The following is a 17,848-nucleotide window of genomic DNA, read 5'->3' on the forward strand; positions in this document are numbered from 1 at the left end:
GTGAACACACAGTAGGTAGGTTTGTCGGTTGTGACAAGGGTCTCAGCCGAAAAAGGTTTGGACGGCCGTCACAGCGCTGGTCAGGCCCGCTTCGGGGTGAACTCGATGTGTAGCTCGGTCAGGCCGCGCAGCAGAAACGTCGGGTCGTAGGCGTAGCGCCGACTGCCCGCAGGCCCGTGGAACGTCTCGTCGATGCGCAGGTCGTCCATGCGGTCGAGGAGCCGACGGACCGTGATCTGGCCCTCGACGCGCGCCAGCGGCGCACCGGCGCAGGAGTGAATACCGCGGCCGAACGAGAGGTGCTCGCGCACGTTCTTGCGGTCCAGCCGAAACTCGTGTGGGTCGTCGAATTTACCGGGATCGCGGTTGGCCGCACCCAGGCACAGCATGACGATCGTGCCCGCCGGAAGGTGCACATCGCCGAGCGTGGTGGTCTTGCGGACCAGGCGGAAGTCGACCTTCGTCGGGGCGTGCATCCGCAGCGCCTCTTCGATGAACGTCGGGATGCGTTTGGGATCCTCCCGCAGGATCTGCTGGTACTCCGGCCGGTCCCCCAGCGTTTGCACGGCCGCGCTGAGCAGTTTGGTGACCGTCTCCTGACCGGCCGCAAACAGGAAGGTAGCCGGTTTGACCACCTCGATCAGCTCCGGCGTCGACCCGTCGGGGTAGACGGTGGTCGCCATGGCCGACAGCACGTCGTCGCGAGGTTCGCGGCGACGGTCGGCGAGGTAGCCGGCGAACTTGTCGTCCAGATACTGCAGGGGATCGCGCCCCACCGGCGCGCCGTCGAGCGCACCCACGCGGCTGCCGTAGCGCTCCTCGACGCCGAGCGCGGCAAGGAACTCGGGCCGGTCCTCCTCGGGCACGCCGAGCAGGTCGATGATCGCCGAGGTGGCGAACGGCTTCGCGTACTCAGCGAGGAACTCGCATCGCCCGTTCGCGATGAACTGGTCGAGCTGGCTGTCGACCAGCCGCCACATGAAGTCCTCGTTCTCCTTCAGGCGCTTCGGCGTGAGCAGCTTGGTCAGCAACGACCGGGCACGCGTGTGAGCAGGTGGATCCATGACGACCAGATGCTCATGGATCGGGAACAGATGGCGATGCGCCTCGATCTGCTCGGTGATGTCATCGCCGTGCGGTTCGAACGGTAACGGCGGAAACGGGCCGCCGATCGCGTTGACGGCCGAAAAGGAGTCGTGGTCCTTGAACGCCGCAAGCACTTCCTGATAGCCCGTTACGGCGACCACACCGTAGTTCGGTTCCCGAAACACCGGACCCTGCTCGCGCAGGTAATCCCAGTAGTCGTAGGGATCCTGACTTATCGCCTGGTCGGAGAAGTAGTCGACGGATGCGAAATCTGTCACGGACCGGTCCTTTCGGCGCCCACCGTATTTGGTCGATCGATCAAACTGTTAGAGTGCGCTATGCGTACCACGGGGTATGACGGGCGGTCAAGCAAATCGATCGACAGGGGTTTGCGAAATGCCAAGTAGGACCAAGGCTGCCGACACCGGGACCCGACAACGGCTGATCGACGCCACCGCCCAGATCATCCGCGAGGAGGGCTACGCCGCCGCCACGTCGCGCCGCGTCGCGGCCGGGGCCGGCGTCAAACAAGCGCTGGTCTACTACTACTTCCCGACGATGGACGACCTCTACGTCGAAGTCCTGCGCGCCGGCGCGGAGGCGTCGCTGCAACGGATGCGCGCCGCGCTCACCGACTCCGATCCGCTTCGCACACTGTGGTCGATGAACAGCGACCTTCGGCTGACCGGACTGAACACCGAGTTCATGGCGATGGCCAACCACCGCAAAGCGATTCGCAAAGAACTCAAAGCCTATGCCGAGCGGGTGCGCGATATCGAGACCGCGGCTGTGGCGGTCGCGCTACGGGCACGCGGTGTCGACCTCGACGACTACCCGCCCATCGCGGTCTCCATGCTCATCGCGCAAACCGCACGCAGCCTGTGCAACGAGAGTGCCGTCGGGGTCAACCTGGGTCACGACGAACTGCGCGCGTTCATGGAACGCCAGCTCGACTTTCTGGCGGCGACCCTGCCCGCGACCAAGTCGACACGTCGGGGCTAGCGGTGAGCGATCGGTTGACAACCGCGGCCGGCCGGTGACAGGCTCCTGATCGATCGACCAACACAGCGGACTCAAGGAGGGCACATGAGCGGGCGCGTCGAGGGCAAGGTTGCGTTCATCACCGGAGCGGCGCGCGGGCAGGGCCGTAGCCACGCAATCCGCCTAGCCCAAGAAGGCGCCGACATCATCGCCGTCGACGTGTGCAAGCAGCTCAGCAGCAACAGCGACATCCCCTCGGCCACACCCGATGACCTCGCCAAGACCGCCGATCTGGTCAAGAACCTGAACCGCCGCATCGTCACCGCCGAGGTCGACGTCCGCGACTACGATGCGTTGAAGACGGTGGTGGACAGCGCCGCAGAGCAACTGGGCCGGCTCGACATCGTCGTCGCCAACGCCGGGATCGGAAACGGCGGTCAAACGCTCGACAAGACCAGCGAAGACGACTGGCGCGACATGATCGACGTCAACCTCTCCGGTGTCTGGAAGAGCGTCAAAGCCGCTGTCCCCCACATTCTTTCCGGTGGCCGCGGCGGCTCCATCATCTTGACGAGCTCGGTCGGCGGCCTGAAACCGTATCCGCACACCGGCCACTACATCGCCGCCAAGCACGGCGTCATCGGCCTGATGCGCACCTTCGCCGTCGAGCTCGGCCAGCACTCGATCCGGGTGAACGCGGTCTGCCCCACCAACGTGAACACCCCGCTGTTCATGAACGAGGGAACGATGAAGCTGTTCCGTCCCGACCTGGAGAATCCCGGCGTCGACGATCTGGCCGTCGCGGCGCAGTTCATGCACGTGCTGCCCGTCGGCTGGGTCGAACCCAGCGATGTGAGCAACGCGGTGTTGTTCCTGGCTTCCGACGAATCCCGCTACATCACCGGTCTTCCCGTCACGGTCGACGCCGGCAGCATGCTCAAGTAGCGCAGGGAGATCTGACCGTGAAGCTCGTCTTCAACCTGCCTCACATGCTGCGGCTTCCGGCGATGATGCAGCCGTGGGAAGCGTCGGTGACCGGCGCCGACCAGACTCGGATGGCCAAGTGCGCCGACGAGTGGGGCTACGACATGATCGCGGTGCCAGAGCATTTCGTGATCCCCGACGAGCACGTGCCGTTGTCGGGGCCGCACTATCTGCAGTCCACCGTCGCTCAGGCCTATCTCGCCGGGGCGACCGAGCGTATCCAGCTCAACTCCTGTATCACCGTGTTGCCGTTGCAGCATCCGATCGTGCTCGCCAAGGCGCTGGCCACCGCGGACTGGATGAGCAGCGGCAGGATGATGGTGACGTTCGGGGTCGGTTGGCTCGAGCGCGAATTCGAGTTGTTGGGTGTGCCGTTCCGCGAGCGCGGCCGCATCGCCGACGAGTACCTCGCCGCGATCATCGAGCTGTGGACCAGCGATGCGCCGAGCTTCACCGGCCGCTACGTTTCGTTCGACGGTGTTGCGTTCGAACCCAAACCTCTTCAGAAACCCCACCTGCCGATCTGGATCGGCGGTGACGCCGACGCGGCGATGCGTCGCGCGGCGAAGTACGCGTCGGGCTGGTGGTCTTTTTTGACCCCGCCCGAGCAGATCGCCGAACGGGTCGACTTCCTCAAATCCCAAGACGGCTACGACGGCCGGCCCTTCGACGTGGTCCACGGGCTGGGCACCAACCGCGTCGGTGAGGGCCATACGGCCCGGGACGACCCGAACGCCCGTCCCGGCATGAGCGCAGCGGAGATCGTGGACCGGATGGGTTATCTCGCCGAACAAGGGGTGACGGTCAGCGCGGTCCCGTTGCCGCCCGTCAGCGGCGTCGACGAGTACCTCGCCTACGCGCAATGGATCATCGAAGAGGTCAAACCCCAACTGCCGTAACGGCGATATCGGCGCGCAAACGGCCCGTGAGCGGCCATCAGCGCGCCGAATCGCACACCCTACAACCCAAGCGATTTGGCGATGATCACCTTCATCACCTCGCTGGTGCCCGCGTAGATGCGGGCGACCCGCGCATCGGTGTACAGCCGCGCGATCGGGTACTCCATCATGTAGCCGTAACCGCCGAACAGCTGCAGGCACCGGTCCACCACGCGGGCCTGCATCTCGGTGCAGAACAGCTTCACCCGCGCGGCGTCGGCGCCCGACAGTTCACCTTCGACGTGCAGCGCCACCGCACGATCCAGCATGGCCTGGGCGGCTTCGACCTCCGTCGAGCACGCAGCCAACTCGAACTTGGTGTTCTGAAAGGAGGCCACGGGAGTACCGAACGCCTTGCGGTCCTTGGTGTACTCGATGGCCGCGGCGATCGCCGAGCGCGCCTGACACACCGATCCGACGGCCACCGTCAGCCGCTCCTGGGGCAGGTTGTGGCCGAGGTAGCTGAACGCCTCGTCCAGCTCTCCCAGCATGTTGGCCGCAGGCACCCGCACGTCGACGAACGACAGCTCCGCGGTGTCTTGGACCTTGCAGCCCATCTTCTCCAGTTCGCGGCCGCGAGTGAACCCGTCCATGCCGTCCTCGACGACGAACAGCGTCAAGCCCTTGCGCCGGTTGTCGGGGTCGGTGGAGGTCCGCGCCACCACGATCACCAGGTCAGCCTGCATGCCGCCGGTGATGAACGTCTTGGCCCCGTTGAGGATCCAGTCGTCGCCGTCGCGCACCGCGGAGGTGCGCATCCCCGCAAGATCCGACCCCGTGCCCGGTTCGGTCATCGCGACGGCCGTCAGCAACTCACCGGAGGCCAGACCGGGAAACCACCGTCGGCGCTGCTCGTCGTTCGAGTAGTGCAAGAAGTACGGCAGGATCACCTCCAACTGGGTGCGCACCGTCGACAGGGTGACCAGCGCGCGGGCCGCCTCCTCCTGCAACACCACGTTGTAGCGGTAGTCGGGGGCATCACCGCCGCCGTACTCCTCAGGGATCGCCATCCCGAGCATGCCCAGCGCCCCCATCTGTTTGAAGACCTCGCGCGGCATCCGGCCGCCCTTCTCCCACTCCGGATAGTGCGGCACCACTTCCTTTTCGACGAAGTCGCGCGCAAGTTCGCGGAATGCCTCGTGGTCCTCGGTGAACAGGTCTCTACGCACGGGGGCGTCCTTCCTCAGCGATGAGTTCTGCCGACATCGCTATGCGATGAGTTCTACCAACGTGGCGTTGGCAGTGCCGCCGCCTTCACACATGGTCTGCAACCCGTAGCGAATCCCGTTGTCGCGCATGTGGTTGAGCATGCGGGTCATCAACACCGCACCCGAGGCGCCCAGCGGATGACCGAGGGCGATCGCCCCGCCCAGCGGGTTGAGCTTGTCTTCGTCAGCGCCGGTCTCGGCGAGCCAGGCCAGCGGCACGGGGGCGAACGCCTCGTTCACCTCGAATACGCCGACCTCGTGCAGAGCGACGCCGGCCTTGTGCAGCACCTGCTCGGTGGCCGGGATCGGGCCGGTGAGCATCAGGACCGGGTCGGCGCCGGTGACCGCTCCGGCCCGGTAGCGCGCTATAGGCCTCAGCCCCAGCGTGATCGCGTTCTCGGCGGTCATCACCAGCAGCGCCGCCGCGCCGTCGGAGATCTGCGACGAGTTGCCCGCGTGGATGACGCCGTCGTCCTGAAACGCCGGCTTGAGCCCGGCGAGCTTCTCGACGGTGCTGCCGCGCCGCACCCCCTCGTCGGCGACCACGGGCTCGCCTCCGGTGAACACCGGCATGATCTGGGCCTCGAACGCACCGTTGTCCTGTGCGGCGGCTGCCAGTTCGTGTGAGCGCACCGAATACTCGTCGAGGCGGGTCCGCGAAAACCCCCACTTCTGCGCGATCAGCTCGGCTGAGATGCCCTGGTTGAAGGCGAAACCCTTATAGCGGTCAAGGACTTTCGGTCCGTACGGTGTGCCCGTGGCCCGCGCCGCGCCCAGCGGCACCCGGCTCATCACCTCGACGCCGCCCGCGACCACCACGTCCTGCTGGCCCGACATCACCGCGTGCACCGCGAAGTCCAGCGCCTGCTGGCTGGACCCGCAGGCGCGGTTGACCGTGGTGCCCGGAATCCGCTCGGGCCATCCGGCGGCCAGCACCGAGTAGCGGCCGATGTTGCTGGACTGGTCGCCCACCTGCGAGACGCAACCCCACACCACGTCGTCGATGATGTCGGGGTCGATACCGGCGCGCTCCACCAGCGCGTTGAGCACGATCGCGGACAGGTCCGCCGCGTGTATCTCCGACAGTCCGCCGTTGCGCTTGCCGACGGGGGTGCGAACCGCCTCGACGATTACGGTCTCACGCATTTTGTCACTCCGATCTTGGCACTGCCCACCGGCCGGTGAACGTTGCCGTCCGCTTGGCGGCGAACGCCGCGTACGCCTCTGTTGAATCTTCGGTGGCGAAGTTACCCGGCTGCGCGCGGGCTTCGCTGGCCAACGCCTCGCGCAGCGTCACATTGGCGCCGTCGTTGAGCAGCGCCTTGCTCTGTGCCAGCGCGACCGGCGGTCCCGCGGCCAGCCGGCCCGCCAGGTCGGCGACAAACGCGTCGATCTCCTCGGCGGGCTTGACCCAGGTCAACAGGCCCAACGACCGCGCCTCCTCGGCGTCGATCGTGTCGGCAAGCAGCACCAACCGTTTGGCCTGCTGCAGGCCGACCAGTTTGGGCAGCAGCCACGAACCGCCGAGGTCGACCGACAGGCCCCGTTTGGCGAAGACCTGGCAGAACGTCGACTCGGGCGTGGCGACCACGAAGTCGCAGCCCAGGGCCAGGTTCCAGCCGGCGCCGACGGCGACCCCCGTCACCTTCGCGATGGTCGGCACGGTCAGTTCGTGCAGTGCGAGGGCGACTTCGGTGAGCCGGCGCAGCTTGTGTCTGGGGTGGATGTCTTCCGGGGTGGAGATGTCGGCACCCGAACAGAAGGCACCTCCGGCCCCGGTGATGACCAACGCCCGAAGGTCCGTGTCGCGTGCGGCCGCGCGCAGCGCATCGGCCAGCTCTTCCCACAGTTGCGGGTTGATCGCGTTCTTGCGCGCCGGCCTGTTCAACGTCAACGTGCGAACGCCGTCGGTGTCGGTCGAGCGCAGCACGGGCTCGGCGTCGCGCGACGTCACCGGTAGGCCGGTCCGATCACACCGCGCTTGCGCAGCACCGCGATCTCGTCGTCGTCGATTCCCAGTTCGGCGAGCACGGCGTCGGTGTGCTGGCCCAGCCCGGGGACCGCGCCCATCGGTTGTTCGAATCCGGCGACGACGGCCGGCGGCAGCAGCGCCTGGATCGGGCCCGCCGGTGTTTCGACGTCGCGCCACCGGTTGCGTGCGCTCAACTGCGGATGCGCCACCACCTCGCTGGGGGTGTTGTAGCGCGAGTTGCCGATGCCTGCCGCGTCTGCGATCTTCTGCACGTCGGCTAGGTCGCGCTGCCCGCACCAGTCCGCGATGGCTTCGTCGAGCACCGCCCGGTTGGCCACCCGGTCGGCGTTGGTCGCGAAGCGCTCATCGTCGGCTAAATCGGTGCGCTGCAGAATCTCCCGGGCAAAGCGCTGCCATTCGCGGTCGTTGGTGGTGCCCAGCACCACCGTCTGATTGTCGGCTGTGGTGTACGCCCCGTAGGGCGCCACCGCCGGCGAGCCCATGCCCAGCGGCACCTGATCGACACCGGAGTGCTGGGTGTAGGTGAGTTGGTAGCCCATCACGTCCATCATGGTGTCGAACAGGCTGACCGCGACGTTGCCGCCGCCTGCTCGTCGGCCGGTATCCCGCGAATACAGCAGGGCCATGATCGACATCGCCGCATGCAGTCCCGTGGAGACGTCGGCGACCGGCGGCCCGGGTTTGGCCGGGGCGCCAGCCTGACCGGTGACCGCACAGGTCCCGGATTCGGCTTGGATCAGCAGGTCGTAGGCCCGCTTGTGCGACAGCGGCCCGCCAGGGCCGTATCCGTCGATCTCCACTGCGATGACGTTCGGATGGCGCGCTTCCATCTCTGCGGGGGTGATGCCGAGTCGCCCGGTGGAGCCCGGGGCCAGATTGGATACCAGCACATCGGCGTTGTCGAGCAGTCGATGCAGGATGTCCAGGCCCTCAGTGGTTTTCAGGTCGACGGTCACCGACTCCTTGTTACGGTTGCACCAGACGAAGTGTGCGGCAAGGCCGTTCACCACGTCGTCGTAGTGCCGCGCGAAGTCACCGCCCTTGGGGTTCTCCACCTTGATGACGCGAGCGCCGAAGTCGGCGAGCGTCCTGGTGCACATCGGAGCCGATACGGCCTGTTCGAGCGTCACGACCGTGATGCCGGACAGCGGTGCCTGCGGTTGGGAGGTCACTACATCACCATTCCGCCGTCGACCGGCAGCACCTGTCCGGTGATGTAGGACGCCGCGTCGGACGCCATGAACACGAAAGCGCCGGCCACCTCGGCGGGTTCGGCCCACCGCTTCATCGGGATGCGGTTCATCATGTTGGCCGCGAACTTCTCGTTGGTGCGGATGGTTTCGGTCATCGAGGTCGCCGCGAGCGGGGCCAGCGCGTTCACCGTGATGGATTTCGTGGCCAGTTCGCGGGCAAGGGATTTGGTGAACCCGATGATGCCCGCCTTGGCCGCCGAATAGTTGACCTGGCCCAGGGTGCCGGTCAGACCGGCAGCCGATGTGACGTTGACGATGCGTCCCTTGCCGTCGGTCGGGATGTGCGCCAGCGCCGCCTGGGTCACGTTGAAGGCACCCATCACATGGATGTCGAAGAGCAGCCGGAACGACTCCTGGCTGGTCTTTGCGAACATCGCCGGTTGGGTGACACCCGCGTTGTTGATGACGATGTGCAGCGCGTCGCCGGTCAGCGCCGCAGCCTGAGCCGCAGCCGCGTCGGCGGCTTCCCGGTCCGAGACGTCCAGGCCGGCCGACTCTGCCCTGCCGCCGGCGGCCGAAATACGTTCCGCGACCGCGGCTGCCGCATCCTTGTCGACGTCGGTGACCAGCACCGCCGCGCCCGCGTCGGCGAGTGCCGTCGCGACGGCTGCACCGATTCCGCCTGCGGCACCGGTCACTAGTGCCGATCGCCCGGTGAGATCGAAATAGCTTGGCATCAATAACGCTCTCTTTTAATAACTACGGGGAAGTCCCAGTACATGTTCGCCGAGGAAGTTCAGGATCATCTCCTGGCTGACCGGCGCGATCTTCATCAACCGTGACTCGCGGAAGTACCGCGACACGTTGTACTCCTCGGAATAGCCCATCCCACCGTGCAGCTGCAGGGCACGGTCGGCGGCGCCGAACCCGGCGTCAGCGCACAGGTACTTGGCGGTATTGGCTTCGCGCCCACACGGTTTACCGTTGTCGTACAGCCACGTCGCCTTGCGCAGCACCAACTCGGCCGCGTCGAGTCGAGCCAGCGAATCGGCCAGCGGGAACTGCAGCCCCTGGTTCATGCCGATCGGCCGGTTGAACACCACCCGCTCGTTGCCGTACTTCACCGCCTTCGCCAGCGCCACCCGCCCGATCCCGAGCGCCTCGGCGGCGATCAGCATCCGTTCGGGGTTCAGCCCGTCGAGGATGTATTTGAAACCCTTACCCTCCTCACCGACCCGGTGCTCGACCGGAACGATGAGGTCGTCGATGAACACTTCGTTGGAGCTGACCGCGTTTCGGCCCATCTTGCTGATCGGGCGGATGTCGACGTGGTCGCGGTCGAGGTCGGCCAGAAACAGCGTCATGCCGTCGGTCTTCTTGGTGACTTCGTCGTACGGAGTGGTGCGGGTCAACAGCAGGATCTTCTCCGACTCCAACGCCTTGGAGATCCAGACTTTCCTGCCGTTGACGCGGTAGTGGTCACCTTCGCGCTTGGCGAACGTGGTGATGCGCGAGGTGTCCAGTCCGGCGCCCGGTTCGGTGACGCCGAAGCAGACGTGCAAGTCGCCGTTGACAATTCGGGGCAGCGTGGCAGCCTTCAGTTCGTCGGAACCGTGCTTGACGACGGGCTGCATCCCGAAGATCGACAGATGGATGGCGCTGGCGCCGTTCATCGCGGCGCCGGAGCGGGCCACCTCCTCGAGGAGCAGGGTGGCCTCGGTGATGCCCAGACCGTGCCCGCCGTACTCCTCGGGGATGGTCATGCCGAGCCAGCCGCCCTTGGCGATGGCGTCGTAGAACTCCTGTGGGAACTCGTGATCCAGGTCCTTCTGCATCCAGTAGTGATCGTCGAACTTGCCCGCCAGTTCGGCGACGGACTTGCGGATCAGTTCCTGATCCTCGGTCAGCTCGAAAGTCATTCCGTTCGACACCGCTACTCCTTCAAGTCATGGTCGACACAGCGCAGTGCGCCGGTGCGATCAAGGTACGTTTCGCACCGGCGACACCGTCAGCCAGTACCTGCTCAGTCCGTGTTGCCGCTCACCTGCTTGGCGCTCGCGGCGAAATCCGAGAACGATGCACCGGTCTTTTCGGTCTTGGAGAGGGCTTGGATGCTGACATCATGACCTTCGGCGGCCTTCCGCAAAGCGCCGACGGTGGCTTGGTCTTTGGGTATGTGGGTGAAGGGGTCCCAGTTGTACCAGCGCAGGGCGTTTTCATAGGTCATCTTGTTGATTTCGTCATCGGGGACGTTGTTGGCCTTGAGGACCTCGTCGAGTTGTTCGGGCGCGCCGGGCCACATCGAATCGGAGTGCGGGTAGTCGGCTTCCCAGCAGATGTTGTCCACCCCGATCTGATGGCGGGTCGTCACCCCGACCGGATCGGCGATGAAACAGGTCAAGAAGTGCTCGCGGAACACCTCCGAGGGGAGTTTGCCCTTGAAATCCTGGCCGGTCCAGGTCGAGTGCATCTCATAGGTGCGATCCACCCGCTCCAAAAAATACGGAATCCAACCGGTGCCGCCCTCAGACAGCGCGATCTTCAGGCTCGGGTATTCCTTGATCGGACGCGACCACAACAGATCCGCGGCGGCCTGGACGATGTTCATCGGCTGCAACGTGATCATCACATCCATCGGCGCATCGGGGGCAGTGATCGCCAACCGCCCCGAGGAGCCGATATGCACATTGAGCACGGTGTCGGTATCGACCAGCGCATCCCACATCGGCTTCCAATGCTCGAAATCATGAAAGCTCGGATAACCCATCGCCGCCGGGTTCTCGGTGAAGGTCAACGAATGCACCCCACGCTCAGCGTTGCGCCGAATCTCCGCAGCACACGCTTGCGGATCCCAGATCACCGGCAACGTCATCGGAATAAACCGCGCCGGATAAGCCCCGCACCACTCCAACACATGCCAATCGTTGTAGGCCTGCACCAAAGCCAGCGAGAACTCGTGATCCTCGGTGGCGAACAACCGACCGGCAAAGCCGGGAAACGACGGAAAACACATCGACCCCAAAATCCCGCCGGCGTTCATATCCTTGACCCGCTCATCGACCTGCCAACACCCCGGCCGAATCTCATCAAGGCCTTGGGGTTCCAGCCCGTACTCCTCCTTGGGCCGGCCCGCCACCGCATTGAGCGCCACATTCGGAATCACCACATCGCGAAACTGCCAAGTATCCGAACCGTCGGCGTTATGCACCAACCGCGGCGCCTCATCCAAATACTTCTTCGGCAAATGATTTTTGAACATATCCGGCGGCTCGACGATGTGATCATCCACGCTCACCAAGATCATGTCGTCCTTGTTCATGCCTGTTCCCTTCGTCGGGGTCGTCGCTGACCCCCACCCTAGATCGACAAGGTTCTCTACTAGAGAAAACTAGCTTCTCTAAACGCGAGAATCAATGTCCGAAAGCCGCTTCAGGGCCGCCAGGCAGCGCCGTTGGACCCCGGCCGGCACCGCCGTGACCGGCGCGCCTGACCAGGGGGATTGACCTTCTGGAGTAAAGATGGAAATCTATTAGCCAAATATGAGAACCTGATTCTCGTGAGTGAGAGGAAGCTATCGGTGCGAGTTCTGCCGCTGCCTGCCGATCAGTGGGATGACGCGGTCGACCATGCCCTGTCCAGCATCCCCGCCGAGCGGCGCAGTCCGGAGAAAACGGGCAACCTGCTGGCCACCCTCGTGCGCCATCCGAAGCTGACGCGGGCTTTCCTGCGCTTCAACAACCACCTGCTGTACTCCTCCACTCTGCCCGCACCGTTGCGCGAACTGGCGGTGTTGCGGGTGGCGCACCGGCGCCGCTGTGAGTACGAGTGGCGCCACCACGTACAGATGGGCCTCGACGCCGGGTTGACCGAGGACGTCATCGCCGGTATCGAGCGCGGTGAGGCGGACGACGAACTGGACCGCGCCGTGCTGCACGCGGTCGACGAACTCGAGGACGCTTCGGAGATTTCCGATGCCACGTGGACAACGTTGTCCGAGCATCTCGATGAGCGCCAGCGTATGGATCTCGTCTTCACCATCGGCTGCTATGGCGCACTCGCCATGGCCATCAACACTTTCGGCGTAGTACCCGACTCCGAAAATCTCGCAGAGAGGTAAACACCATGGCATTTTTCCCCAAACCTGCTGAGGGCAGCTGGACCGAGCATTGGCCCGAACTCGGCACGGGGCCGGTGGACTACACCGACTCGATCGATCCCGAGCATTGGCAGCTCGAACAGCAGGCGATCTTCAGGAAGTGCTGGCTGAACGTGGGCCGGGTCGAACGGCTCCCGAAGAAGGGCAGCTACTTCACCAAGGAGATGCCGTCCGCGGGCAAGGGCACGTCGGTGATCGTCGTCAAGGACACGGACAACGAAGTTCGCGCCTTCCACAACATGTGCCGCCACCGCGGGAACAAGCTGGTGTGGAACGACTACCCCGGCCAGGAGGTGTCGGGCACCTGCCGGCAGTTCACCTGCAAGTACCACGCGTGGCGCTACAGCCTCAAGGGAGACCTCACCTTTATCCAGCAGGAGGACGAGTTCTTCGACGTCGACAAGGCCGACTACGGGTTGGTGCCCGTGCGCTGCGAGGTGTGGGAAGGCTTCATCTTCATCAACTTCGACGATGATGCCGAACCATTGACCGACTACCTCGGCGAGTTCGCAAAGGGCTTGGAGGGCTATCCCTTCCACGAGATGACGGAGACCTACTCCTACCGCGCCGAAGTCAACGCGAACTGGAAGCTGTTCATCGACGCGTTCGTCGAGTTCTACCATGCACCGGTGCTGCACATGAAGCAGGCGGTCAAGGAAGAGGCGGAGAAGCTGGCCAGCTTCGGCTTCGAGGCGCTGCACTATGACATCAAGGGCAGGCACTCGATGATCTCGTCGTGGGGTGGGATGAGCCCCCCGAAGGACCCGAACATGGTCAAGCCGATCGAACGGGTGCTGCACAGCGGGTTGTTCGGCCCGTGGGACCGGCCCAACATCAAGGGCATTCTGCCCGACGAGTTGCCGCCGGCGGTCAACCCGTCGCGTCACCAATCCTGGGGTCAGGACTCTTTCGAGTTCTTCCCGAACTTCACGCTGCTGCTGTGGGCGCCGGGCTGGTATCTCACGTACCACTACTGGCCCACCGACGTCGACAAGCACATCTTCGAGTGCACGCTGTACTTCGTGCCCGCCACCAACACCCGGGAGCGACTTGCCCATGAGCTCGCGGCGGTGACGTTCAAGGAGTACGCGTTCCAGGACGCCAACACCCTCGAGGCCACCCAGACGATGATCAGCACCGGTGTGGTCAAGGATTTCCTGTTGTGCGACCAAGAGGTCCTGCTACGCCATCTGCACAAGACGGCGTGGGATCACGTGAACGCCTACAAGAAGGAAAAGGGTCTCACCGACGGTTCGGGCAATGGGAAACCCGCGACGTCGGCCGGTCAGAAGGATGCGATCAATGCCTAAGTTGCCAGAAGAGTTCGCCGACCTCGAGCGGTTCACCGACTGGTGCCTGCCCACCGAGGAAGAGCGTTACCAGAAGCGGCTGTCCTCGACCATGGAGGAAATGCAGGAGTTCTACGACAATGCGTTCCCCCGCCTGGAGGCCGTCATGGAATACTGCGACGCCAGGTTCCCCTTGGACGGAATGCCCGACGACGCAAAGGCGCTCATTCACATGATGCAGTCACTGGTCAACGTGTCGTTTCCGATCGAGGTGTGGAAGCAGCCGCGTGTGCTCGACAGCGGCGCCACGTACATCACCTGCATCAAGGAGCCGGTGGTCTAAGTTGTGCTGACCCTCAAAGCAGCAGGTCTGCTGGACGTCGACGCCGGCGAGATCGTCCGGCCCGGGATCGTCCGGGTCGACGACGGCCGCATTGTCAGTGTCGGAGGTTCGGCAGACGGTGAGATTGTCGATCTGGGCGACGCGGTCCTGCTGCCCGGCCTGATGGACATGGAGGTCAACCTGCTCATGGGCGGCCGGGGCGAAACCCCGGGCCTGTCGCAGGTGCAGGACGACCCGGCAACCCGGGTGCTGCGCGCGGTCGGCAATGCCCGCCGCACACTGCGCGCGGGCTTCACCACGGTGCGCAACCTCGGGTTGTTCGTGAAGACGGGCGGTTACCTGCTCGACGTCGCGCTGGGCAAGGCCATCGACGCGGGCTGGATCGAGGGGCCCCGGGTGATTCCGGCCGGGCACGCGATCACCCCCACCGGCGGGCATCTGGATCCGACGATGTTCGCGGCCTTCATGCCCGGTGTGCTCGAGCTGACGATCGAAGAGGGCATCGCCAACGGGGTCGACGAGATCCGCAAAGCGGTGCGCTACCAGATCAAGCACGGCGCACAGCTGATCAAGGTGTGTTGTTCCGGTGGCGTGATGTCGTTGACCGGTGAGGCTGGAGCGCAACATTACTCGGATGAGGAACTGCGCGTCATCGTCGACGAGGCCCACCGCCGCGGGTTGCGCGTCGCCGCGCACACCCACGGCGCGGAGGCGGTCAAACACGCTGTCGCGTGCGGTATCGACTGCATCGAGCACGGTTTCCTGATGGACGACGAAGCCGTCCAGATGCTCGTCGACAACGACCGTTTCCTGGTCACGACGCGCAGGTTGGCCGAAGCGATGGATGTGTCGCGGGCACCAAAGGAGCTGCAGGACAAGGCCGCCGAGATGTTCCCGAAGGCCCGTACGTCGATCAAGGCAGCCTACGAGGCCGGCGTCAAGATCGCCGTCGGCACCGACGCTCCGGCGATCCCGCACGGCAAGAACGCCGATGAGCTGGTGACGCTCGTCGACTGGGGCATGGCCGCTGCGGCGGTGCTGCGCGCGGCGACCGTGGTGGCGGCAGACCTCATCAACAAGCCGAATCTGGGTCGTGTCGCCGAGGGCTATCTCGCCGACATCATCGCGGTGCCCGGCGATCCCCTCACCGATATCAGCGTTACACGAGACGTCAACTTCGTAATGAAGGGCGGTAAGGTCTTCCGACATGACTGAGTCGAAGCGAATCGAGGATCTTGTCGAGATCCAGCAGCTGCTGGCGAAATACGCCGTCACCATCACCCAGGGTGACATCGAGGGCCTGATCTCGGTGTTCACCCCGGACGGCACTTACAGCGCGTTCGGCTCGACCTACACGCTCAACCGCTTCCCCGAACTCGTCGACGCTGCGCCCAAGGGCCTATTCATGACCGGCACGTCGTTGGTTCACCTCGACCCTGACGACCCCGACAAGGCGAGCGGAACGCAGCCGCTGTGCTTCATCGAGCACTCCCAACACGACATGCGCATCGGTTACTACAACGACACCTACGTCCGCACCGACGACGGCTGGCGGCTGCAAACCCGTGCCATGACGTTCATTCGGCGCAGCGGCGAGCACGACTCCGGCCGCCCACACGCCATCGGAAGGCCCGAAGCGGGATGACACAGCTTTTCGAGCCGCACGTGTTTCGCACCGCCCTGCGGGAATGGCTCGAGGCCAATGACCTGACGCCTCCGCCCGGTGACGACTCGCTGGATGCCCACCAACGCCAGCATCTTCGGGTGCTCAAGGCGCTCTACGACGCCGGCTGGATGCGGTACGGCTGGCCCGAGTCTGCGGGCGGGCTCGGCGGCCCGGAGATCCTGCGGGCGATCGTCGGCGAGGAGATCGTCGGCCGCGGAATCGACCATCCCGGACCGTATTCCATGCTCGAGGTCCTGACCCCGACGATGATCGACTATGCGCGCCCTGAACTGGCCGCCGAGATGGTGCCGAAATTGTTGTCCGGCCAGGAGTCGTGGTGCCAGGGCTTCTCCGAACCCGGATCGGGCAGCGACCTCGCGTCGCTGACCACGCGCGCCGTGCAGGACGGCGACAAGTGGATCATCAACGGGCAGAAGGTGTGGACCAGCTTCGCGCAGTACGCGACACGGTGCGTCCTGCTCACCCGCACCGGCGGACCGGACACACCCAACCATGAGGCCATCACGGCGTTCTTCGTCGATCTGGACACTCCGGGTGTCACGGTTCGGCCGCTGCGCACCATGCACGACGTCGACGAGTTCTGCGAGGTGTACTTCGACGACGTCGCGGTGCCGGCGGACCGGATGCTCGGCCAGCATGGCGACGGCTGGCGGCTGGCCATGGATCTGCTCCCCTACGAGCGCTCGACCTGCTTCTGGCAGCGCATCGCCTACCTGTACTCACGTTTCGATGCGTTGATCGGTGAGGTGAAACGCCAAGGCCAATCAGTCGATTCGGACCTCGGCGAGACCTACCTGGCCCTGCATACGCTGCGCTGCCGATCGCGGGCCACCCAGCACCGGCTGGCCGACGGGCACAAGCTCGGTGCAGAAACCTCGATCGACAAGGTGCTGCTGGCCGGGGCCGAGCAGCAGCTCTACGACACGGTGCGCGATCTGTTGCCGGGCGTCATCGAACTCGACGACAACGAATGGCGCACCGAGTATCTGTATTCGCGGGCGGCCACCATCTACGGCGGTACCGCCGAGGTGCAGCGCAACATCATCGCCCGTCGCCTGCTGGACCTCGGTAAGGAGTGACCGTGGACAACGGTATGGATGCCGAATCACTGGTGATGCTCGAAGACACCCTGCGTAAGACGATGCTGTCGACCTCCGGTGCCGAGCTGGACGCCGCACTGGCCGAACTGGGCTGGGCCGACATGCTCGCCGAGGAGCCCGATCTGGCGATCCCGCTGGTGTTCCGGCTGCTTGGCGAAACCGGTTCGCACGCATCGGTTATCAACGATGTCCTGCTGGAGACGATCGGCGGGCTTCCCGGCGGCACCCCGCCGATGCCCTATGCGGGCGGCGGCTGGGTCGTGTGGGAACGCGGCGGGGCGAGCGAAGCGACGGGAAACAACCTCGGGTCCGGCGACACGACGCTCGGCGGGTTGCCGCTGCGCCGGGTTCCCGACGGTGAGCTGATGCGAATGGGCGAGGCGCGCAGGGCGGTGGGCTGGTGGCTGGTCGGCACGGCTCGAGCGATGCTGACGCTGGCGCGCCAACATGCCATGGACCGCGTCCAGTTCGGCCGACCGATCTCGTCGTTTCAGGCGATCCGGCATCGGCTGGCCGAGACGCTGGTGGCCATCGAAGGTGCGGAGGCGACGCTTGCGCTGCCCGAGGCCGAAAGCCCTGACTTGACCGCGATGTTGGCCAAGGCCGCCGCGGGCAAGGCCGCACTGACCGCGGCCCGACAATGTCAGCAGGTGCTCGGCGGTATCGGCTTCACCGCCGAGCACGACCTGCACCGGCATGTGAAGCGCGCGTTGGTGCTCGACGGGTTGCTCGGTAACACAAAGGAACTCACCCGCAAGGCGGGCGCGGGATTGCGGGCCCGCGGCTCTGTGCCCCGCCTCGCACAACTCTAATTTCTCCAATTTCTCCGCGAGCGTGCGTGTCGGAGGGCGACACGCCGTCGTTTTGTACGACTTTACGCACGCTCACCG

At 65.0% G+C, this 17,848-nt stretch carries 18 protein-coding genes; 10 read left to right on the forward strand and 8 right to left on the reverse strand.

The window, feature by feature from the left end:
• Positions 1-80: 80 nt before the first annotated feature.
• Complete coding sequence (locus ABQE44_RS20205; protein WP_448431540.1) at positions 81-1,364, reverse strand: cytochrome P450; 1,284 nt, start codon at positions 1,362-1,364, stop codon at positions 81-83.
• 118 nt (positions 1,365-1,482) lie between these two features.
• Between ABQE44_RS20205 and ABQE44_RS20210 the strand changes: the two genes are divergently transcribed.
• The 3 genes from ABQE44_RS20210 (at position 1,483) to ABQE44_RS20220 (ending at position 3,950) form a co-directional block, all read left to right on the forward strand.
• Positions 1,483-2,088, forward strand: coding sequence for a TetR/AcrR family transcriptional regulator (locus tag ABQE44_RS20210; protein WP_448431542.1), 606 nt, complete (start codon positions 1,483-1,485; stop codon positions 2,086-2,088).
• 84 nt (positions 2,089-2,172) lie between these two features.
• Positions 2,173-3,012: a mycofactocin-coupled SDR family oxidoreductase gene (locus tag ABQE44_RS20215; protein WP_448431544.1), complete on the forward strand. Its 840-nt coding sequence runs from the start codon at positions 2,173-2,175 to the stop codon at positions 3,010-3,012.
• Positions 3,013-3,029: 17 nt separating this feature from the next.
• Positions 3,030-3,950: a TIGR03619 family F420-dependent LLM class oxidoreductase gene (locus tag ABQE44_RS20220; protein ID WP_448431546.1), complete on the forward strand. Its 921-nt coding sequence runs from the start codon at positions 3,030-3,032 to the stop codon at positions 3,948-3,950.
• 59 nt (positions 3,951-4,009) lie between these two features.
• Here the strand turns inward: ABQE44_RS20220 and ABQE44_RS20225 are convergent, their stop codons facing one another.
• The 7 genes from ABQE44_RS20225 to ABQE44_RS20255 all read right to left on the reverse strand — a co-directional run bounded on the left by ABQE44_RS20225 (position 4,010) and on the right by ABQE44_RS20255 (position 11,702).
• The gene (locus ABQE44_RS20225; RefSeq protein WP_448431548.1) at positions 4,010-5,158 is read right to left on the reverse strand and encodes an acyl-CoA dehydrogenase family protein; all 1,149 of its coding nucleotides are present in this window, start codon (positions 5,156-5,158) and stop codon (positions 4,010-4,012) included.
• A gap of 39 nt (positions 5,159-5,197) precedes the next feature.
• On the reverse strand, positions 5,198-6,343 hold the full coding sequence (locus ABQE44_RS20230; protein WP_448431550.1) for a thiolase family protein: 1,146 nt from the start codon (positions 6,341-6,343) through the stop codon (positions 5,198-5,200).
• 4 nt (positions 6,344-6,347) lie between these two features.
• Positions 6,348-7,151, reverse strand: coding sequence for an enoyl-CoA hydratase/isomerase family protein (locus tag ABQE44_RS20235; protein ID WP_448431552.1), 804 nt, complete (start codon positions 7,149-7,151; stop codon positions 6,348-6,350).
• Positions 7,148-8,362, reverse strand: coding sequence for a CaiB/BaiF CoA transferase family protein (locus ABQE44_RS20240; protein ID WP_448431554.1), 1,215 nt, complete (start codon positions 8,360-8,362; stop codon positions 7,148-7,150). The genes ABQE44_RS20235 and ABQE44_RS20240 overlap by 4 nt, the downstream gene beginning before the upstream one ends.
• Positions 8,362-9,120 carry an SDR family NAD(P)-dependent oxidoreductase gene (locus tag ABQE44_RS20245; protein ID WP_448431556.1) on the reverse strand — a complete coding sequence of 253 codons (759 nt, stop codon included), beginning with the start codon at positions 9,118-9,120 and terminating at the stop codon, positions 8,362-8,364. The genes ABQE44_RS20240 and ABQE44_RS20245 overlap by 1 nt, the downstream gene beginning before the upstream one ends.
• A 15-nt stretch (positions 9,121-9,135) precedes the next feature.
• On the reverse strand, positions 9,136-10,302 hold the full coding sequence (locus tag ABQE44_RS20250) for an acyl-CoA dehydrogenase family protein (protein ID WP_448431634.1): 1,167 nt from the start codon (positions 10,300-10,302) through the stop codon (positions 9,136-9,138).
• A gap of 104 nt (positions 10,303-10,406) precedes the next feature.
• On the reverse strand, positions 10,407-11,702 hold the full coding sequence (locus ABQE44_RS20255) for an amidohydrolase family protein (RefSeq protein WP_448431558.1): 1,296 nt from the start codon (positions 11,700-11,702) through the stop codon (positions 10,407-10,409).
• 258 nt (positions 11,703-11,960) lie between these two features.
• Between ABQE44_RS20255 and ABQE44_RS20260 the strand changes: the two genes are divergently transcribed.
• The 7 genes from ABQE44_RS20260 to ABQE44_RS20290 are packed head-to-tail and all read left to right on the forward strand — an operon-like array spanning position 11,961 to position 17,770.
• Positions 11,961-12,500, forward strand: a complete 540-nt coding sequence (locus ABQE44_RS20260; RefSeq protein WP_448431636.1) for a carboxymuconolactone decarboxylase family protein — start codon at positions 11,961-11,963, stop codon at positions 12,498-12,500.
• Between the two features lie 5 nt (positions 12,501-12,505).
• Complete coding sequence (locus ABQE44_RS20265) at positions 12,506-13,849, forward strand: aromatic ring-hydroxylating oxygenase subunit alpha (RefSeq protein ID WP_448431560.1); 1,344 nt, start codon at positions 12,506-12,508, stop codon at positions 13,847-13,849.
• On the forward strand, positions 13,842-14,171 hold the full coding sequence (locus tag ABQE44_RS20270) for a hypothetical protein (RefSeq protein ID WP_448411432.1): 330 nt from the start codon (positions 13,842-13,844) through the stop codon (positions 14,169-14,171). The genes ABQE44_RS20265 and ABQE44_RS20270 overlap by 8 nt, the downstream gene beginning before the upstream one ends.
• Positions 14,172-14,174: 3 nt before the next feature.
• Positions 14,175-15,386 (forward strand): metal-dependent hydrolase family protein, encoded by a 1,212-nt coding sequence (locus ABQE44_RS20275; protein ID WP_448431562.1) that lies wholly within the window; start codon positions 14,175-14,177, stop codon positions 15,384-15,386.
• Complete coding sequence (locus ABQE44_RS20280; protein WP_448431564.1) at positions 15,379-15,816, forward strand: nuclear transport factor 2 family protein; 438 nt, start codon at positions 15,379-15,381, stop codon at positions 15,814-15,816. Before ABQE44_RS20275 ends, ABQE44_RS20280 begins: the two co-directional genes overlap by 8 nt.
• The gene (locus tag ABQE44_RS20285; RefSeq protein WP_448431566.1) at positions 15,813-16,937 is read left to right on the forward strand and encodes an acyl-CoA dehydrogenase family protein; all 1,125 of its coding nucleotides are present in this window, start codon (positions 15,813-15,815) and stop codon (positions 16,935-16,937) included. The genes ABQE44_RS20280 and ABQE44_RS20285 overlap by 4 nt, the downstream gene beginning before the upstream one ends.
• 14 nt (positions 16,938-16,951) lie before the next feature.
• Positions 16,952-17,770, forward strand: a complete 819-nt coding sequence (locus ABQE44_RS20290) for an acyl-CoA dehydrogenase family protein (RefSeq protein ID WP_448431638.1) — start codon at positions 16,952-16,954, stop codon at positions 17,768-17,770.
• Positions 17,771-17,848 lie beyond the last annotated feature (78 nt).

The sequence above is a fragment of the Mycolicibacterium sp. XJ2546 genome, assembly GCF_053483195.1.

Excerpts from the sequence above, each read along its gene's own strand:
- ABQE44_RS20285 (WP_448431566.1), top strand. The coding sequence starts at position 15,813 with ATGACACAGCTTTTCGAGCCGCACGTGTTTCGCACCGCCCTGCGGGAA.
- ABQE44_RS20280 (WP_448431564.1), top strand. The coding sequence starts at position 15,379 with ATGACTGAGTCGAAGCGAATCGAGGATCTTGTCGAGATCCAGCAGCTG.
- ABQE44_RS20245 (WP_448431556.1), bottom strand. The coding sequence starts at position 9,120 with ATGCCAAGCTATTTCGATCTCACCGGGCGATCGGCACTAGTGACCGGT.
- ABQE44_RS20210 (WP_448431542.1), top strand. The coding sequence starts at position 1,483 with ATGCCAAGTAGGACCAAGGCTGCCGACACCGGGACCCGACAACGGCTG.
- ABQE44_RS20270 (WP_448411432.1), top strand. The coding sequence starts at position 13,842 with ATGCCTAAGTTGCCAGAAGAGTTCGCCGACCTCGAGCGGTTCACCGAC.
- ABQE44_RS20265 (WP_448431560.1), top strand. The coding sequence starts at position 12,506 with ATGGCATTTTTCCCCAAACCTGCTGAGGGCAGCTGGACCGAGCATTGG.
- ABQE44_RS20215 (WP_448431544.1), top strand. The coding sequence starts at position 2,173 with ATGAGCGGGCGCGTCGAGGGCAAGGTTGCGTTCATCACCGGAGCGGCG.
- ABQE44_RS20230 (WP_448431550.1), bottom strand. The coding sequence starts at position 6,343 with ATGCGTGAGACCGTAATCGTCGAGGCGGTTCGCACCCCCGTCGGCAAG.
- ABQE44_RS20250 (WP_448431634.1), bottom strand. The coding sequence starts at position 10,302 with ATGACTTTCGAGCTGACCGAGGATCAGGAACTGATCCGCAAGTCCGTC.
- ABQE44_RS20290 (WP_448431638.1), top strand. The coding sequence starts at position 16,952 with ATGGATGCCGAATCACTGGTGATGCTCGAAGACACCCTGCGTAAGACG.
- ABQE44_RS20255 (WP_448431558.1), bottom strand. The coding sequence starts at position 11,702 with ATGAACAAGGACGACATGATCTTGGTGAGCGTGGATGATCACATCGTC.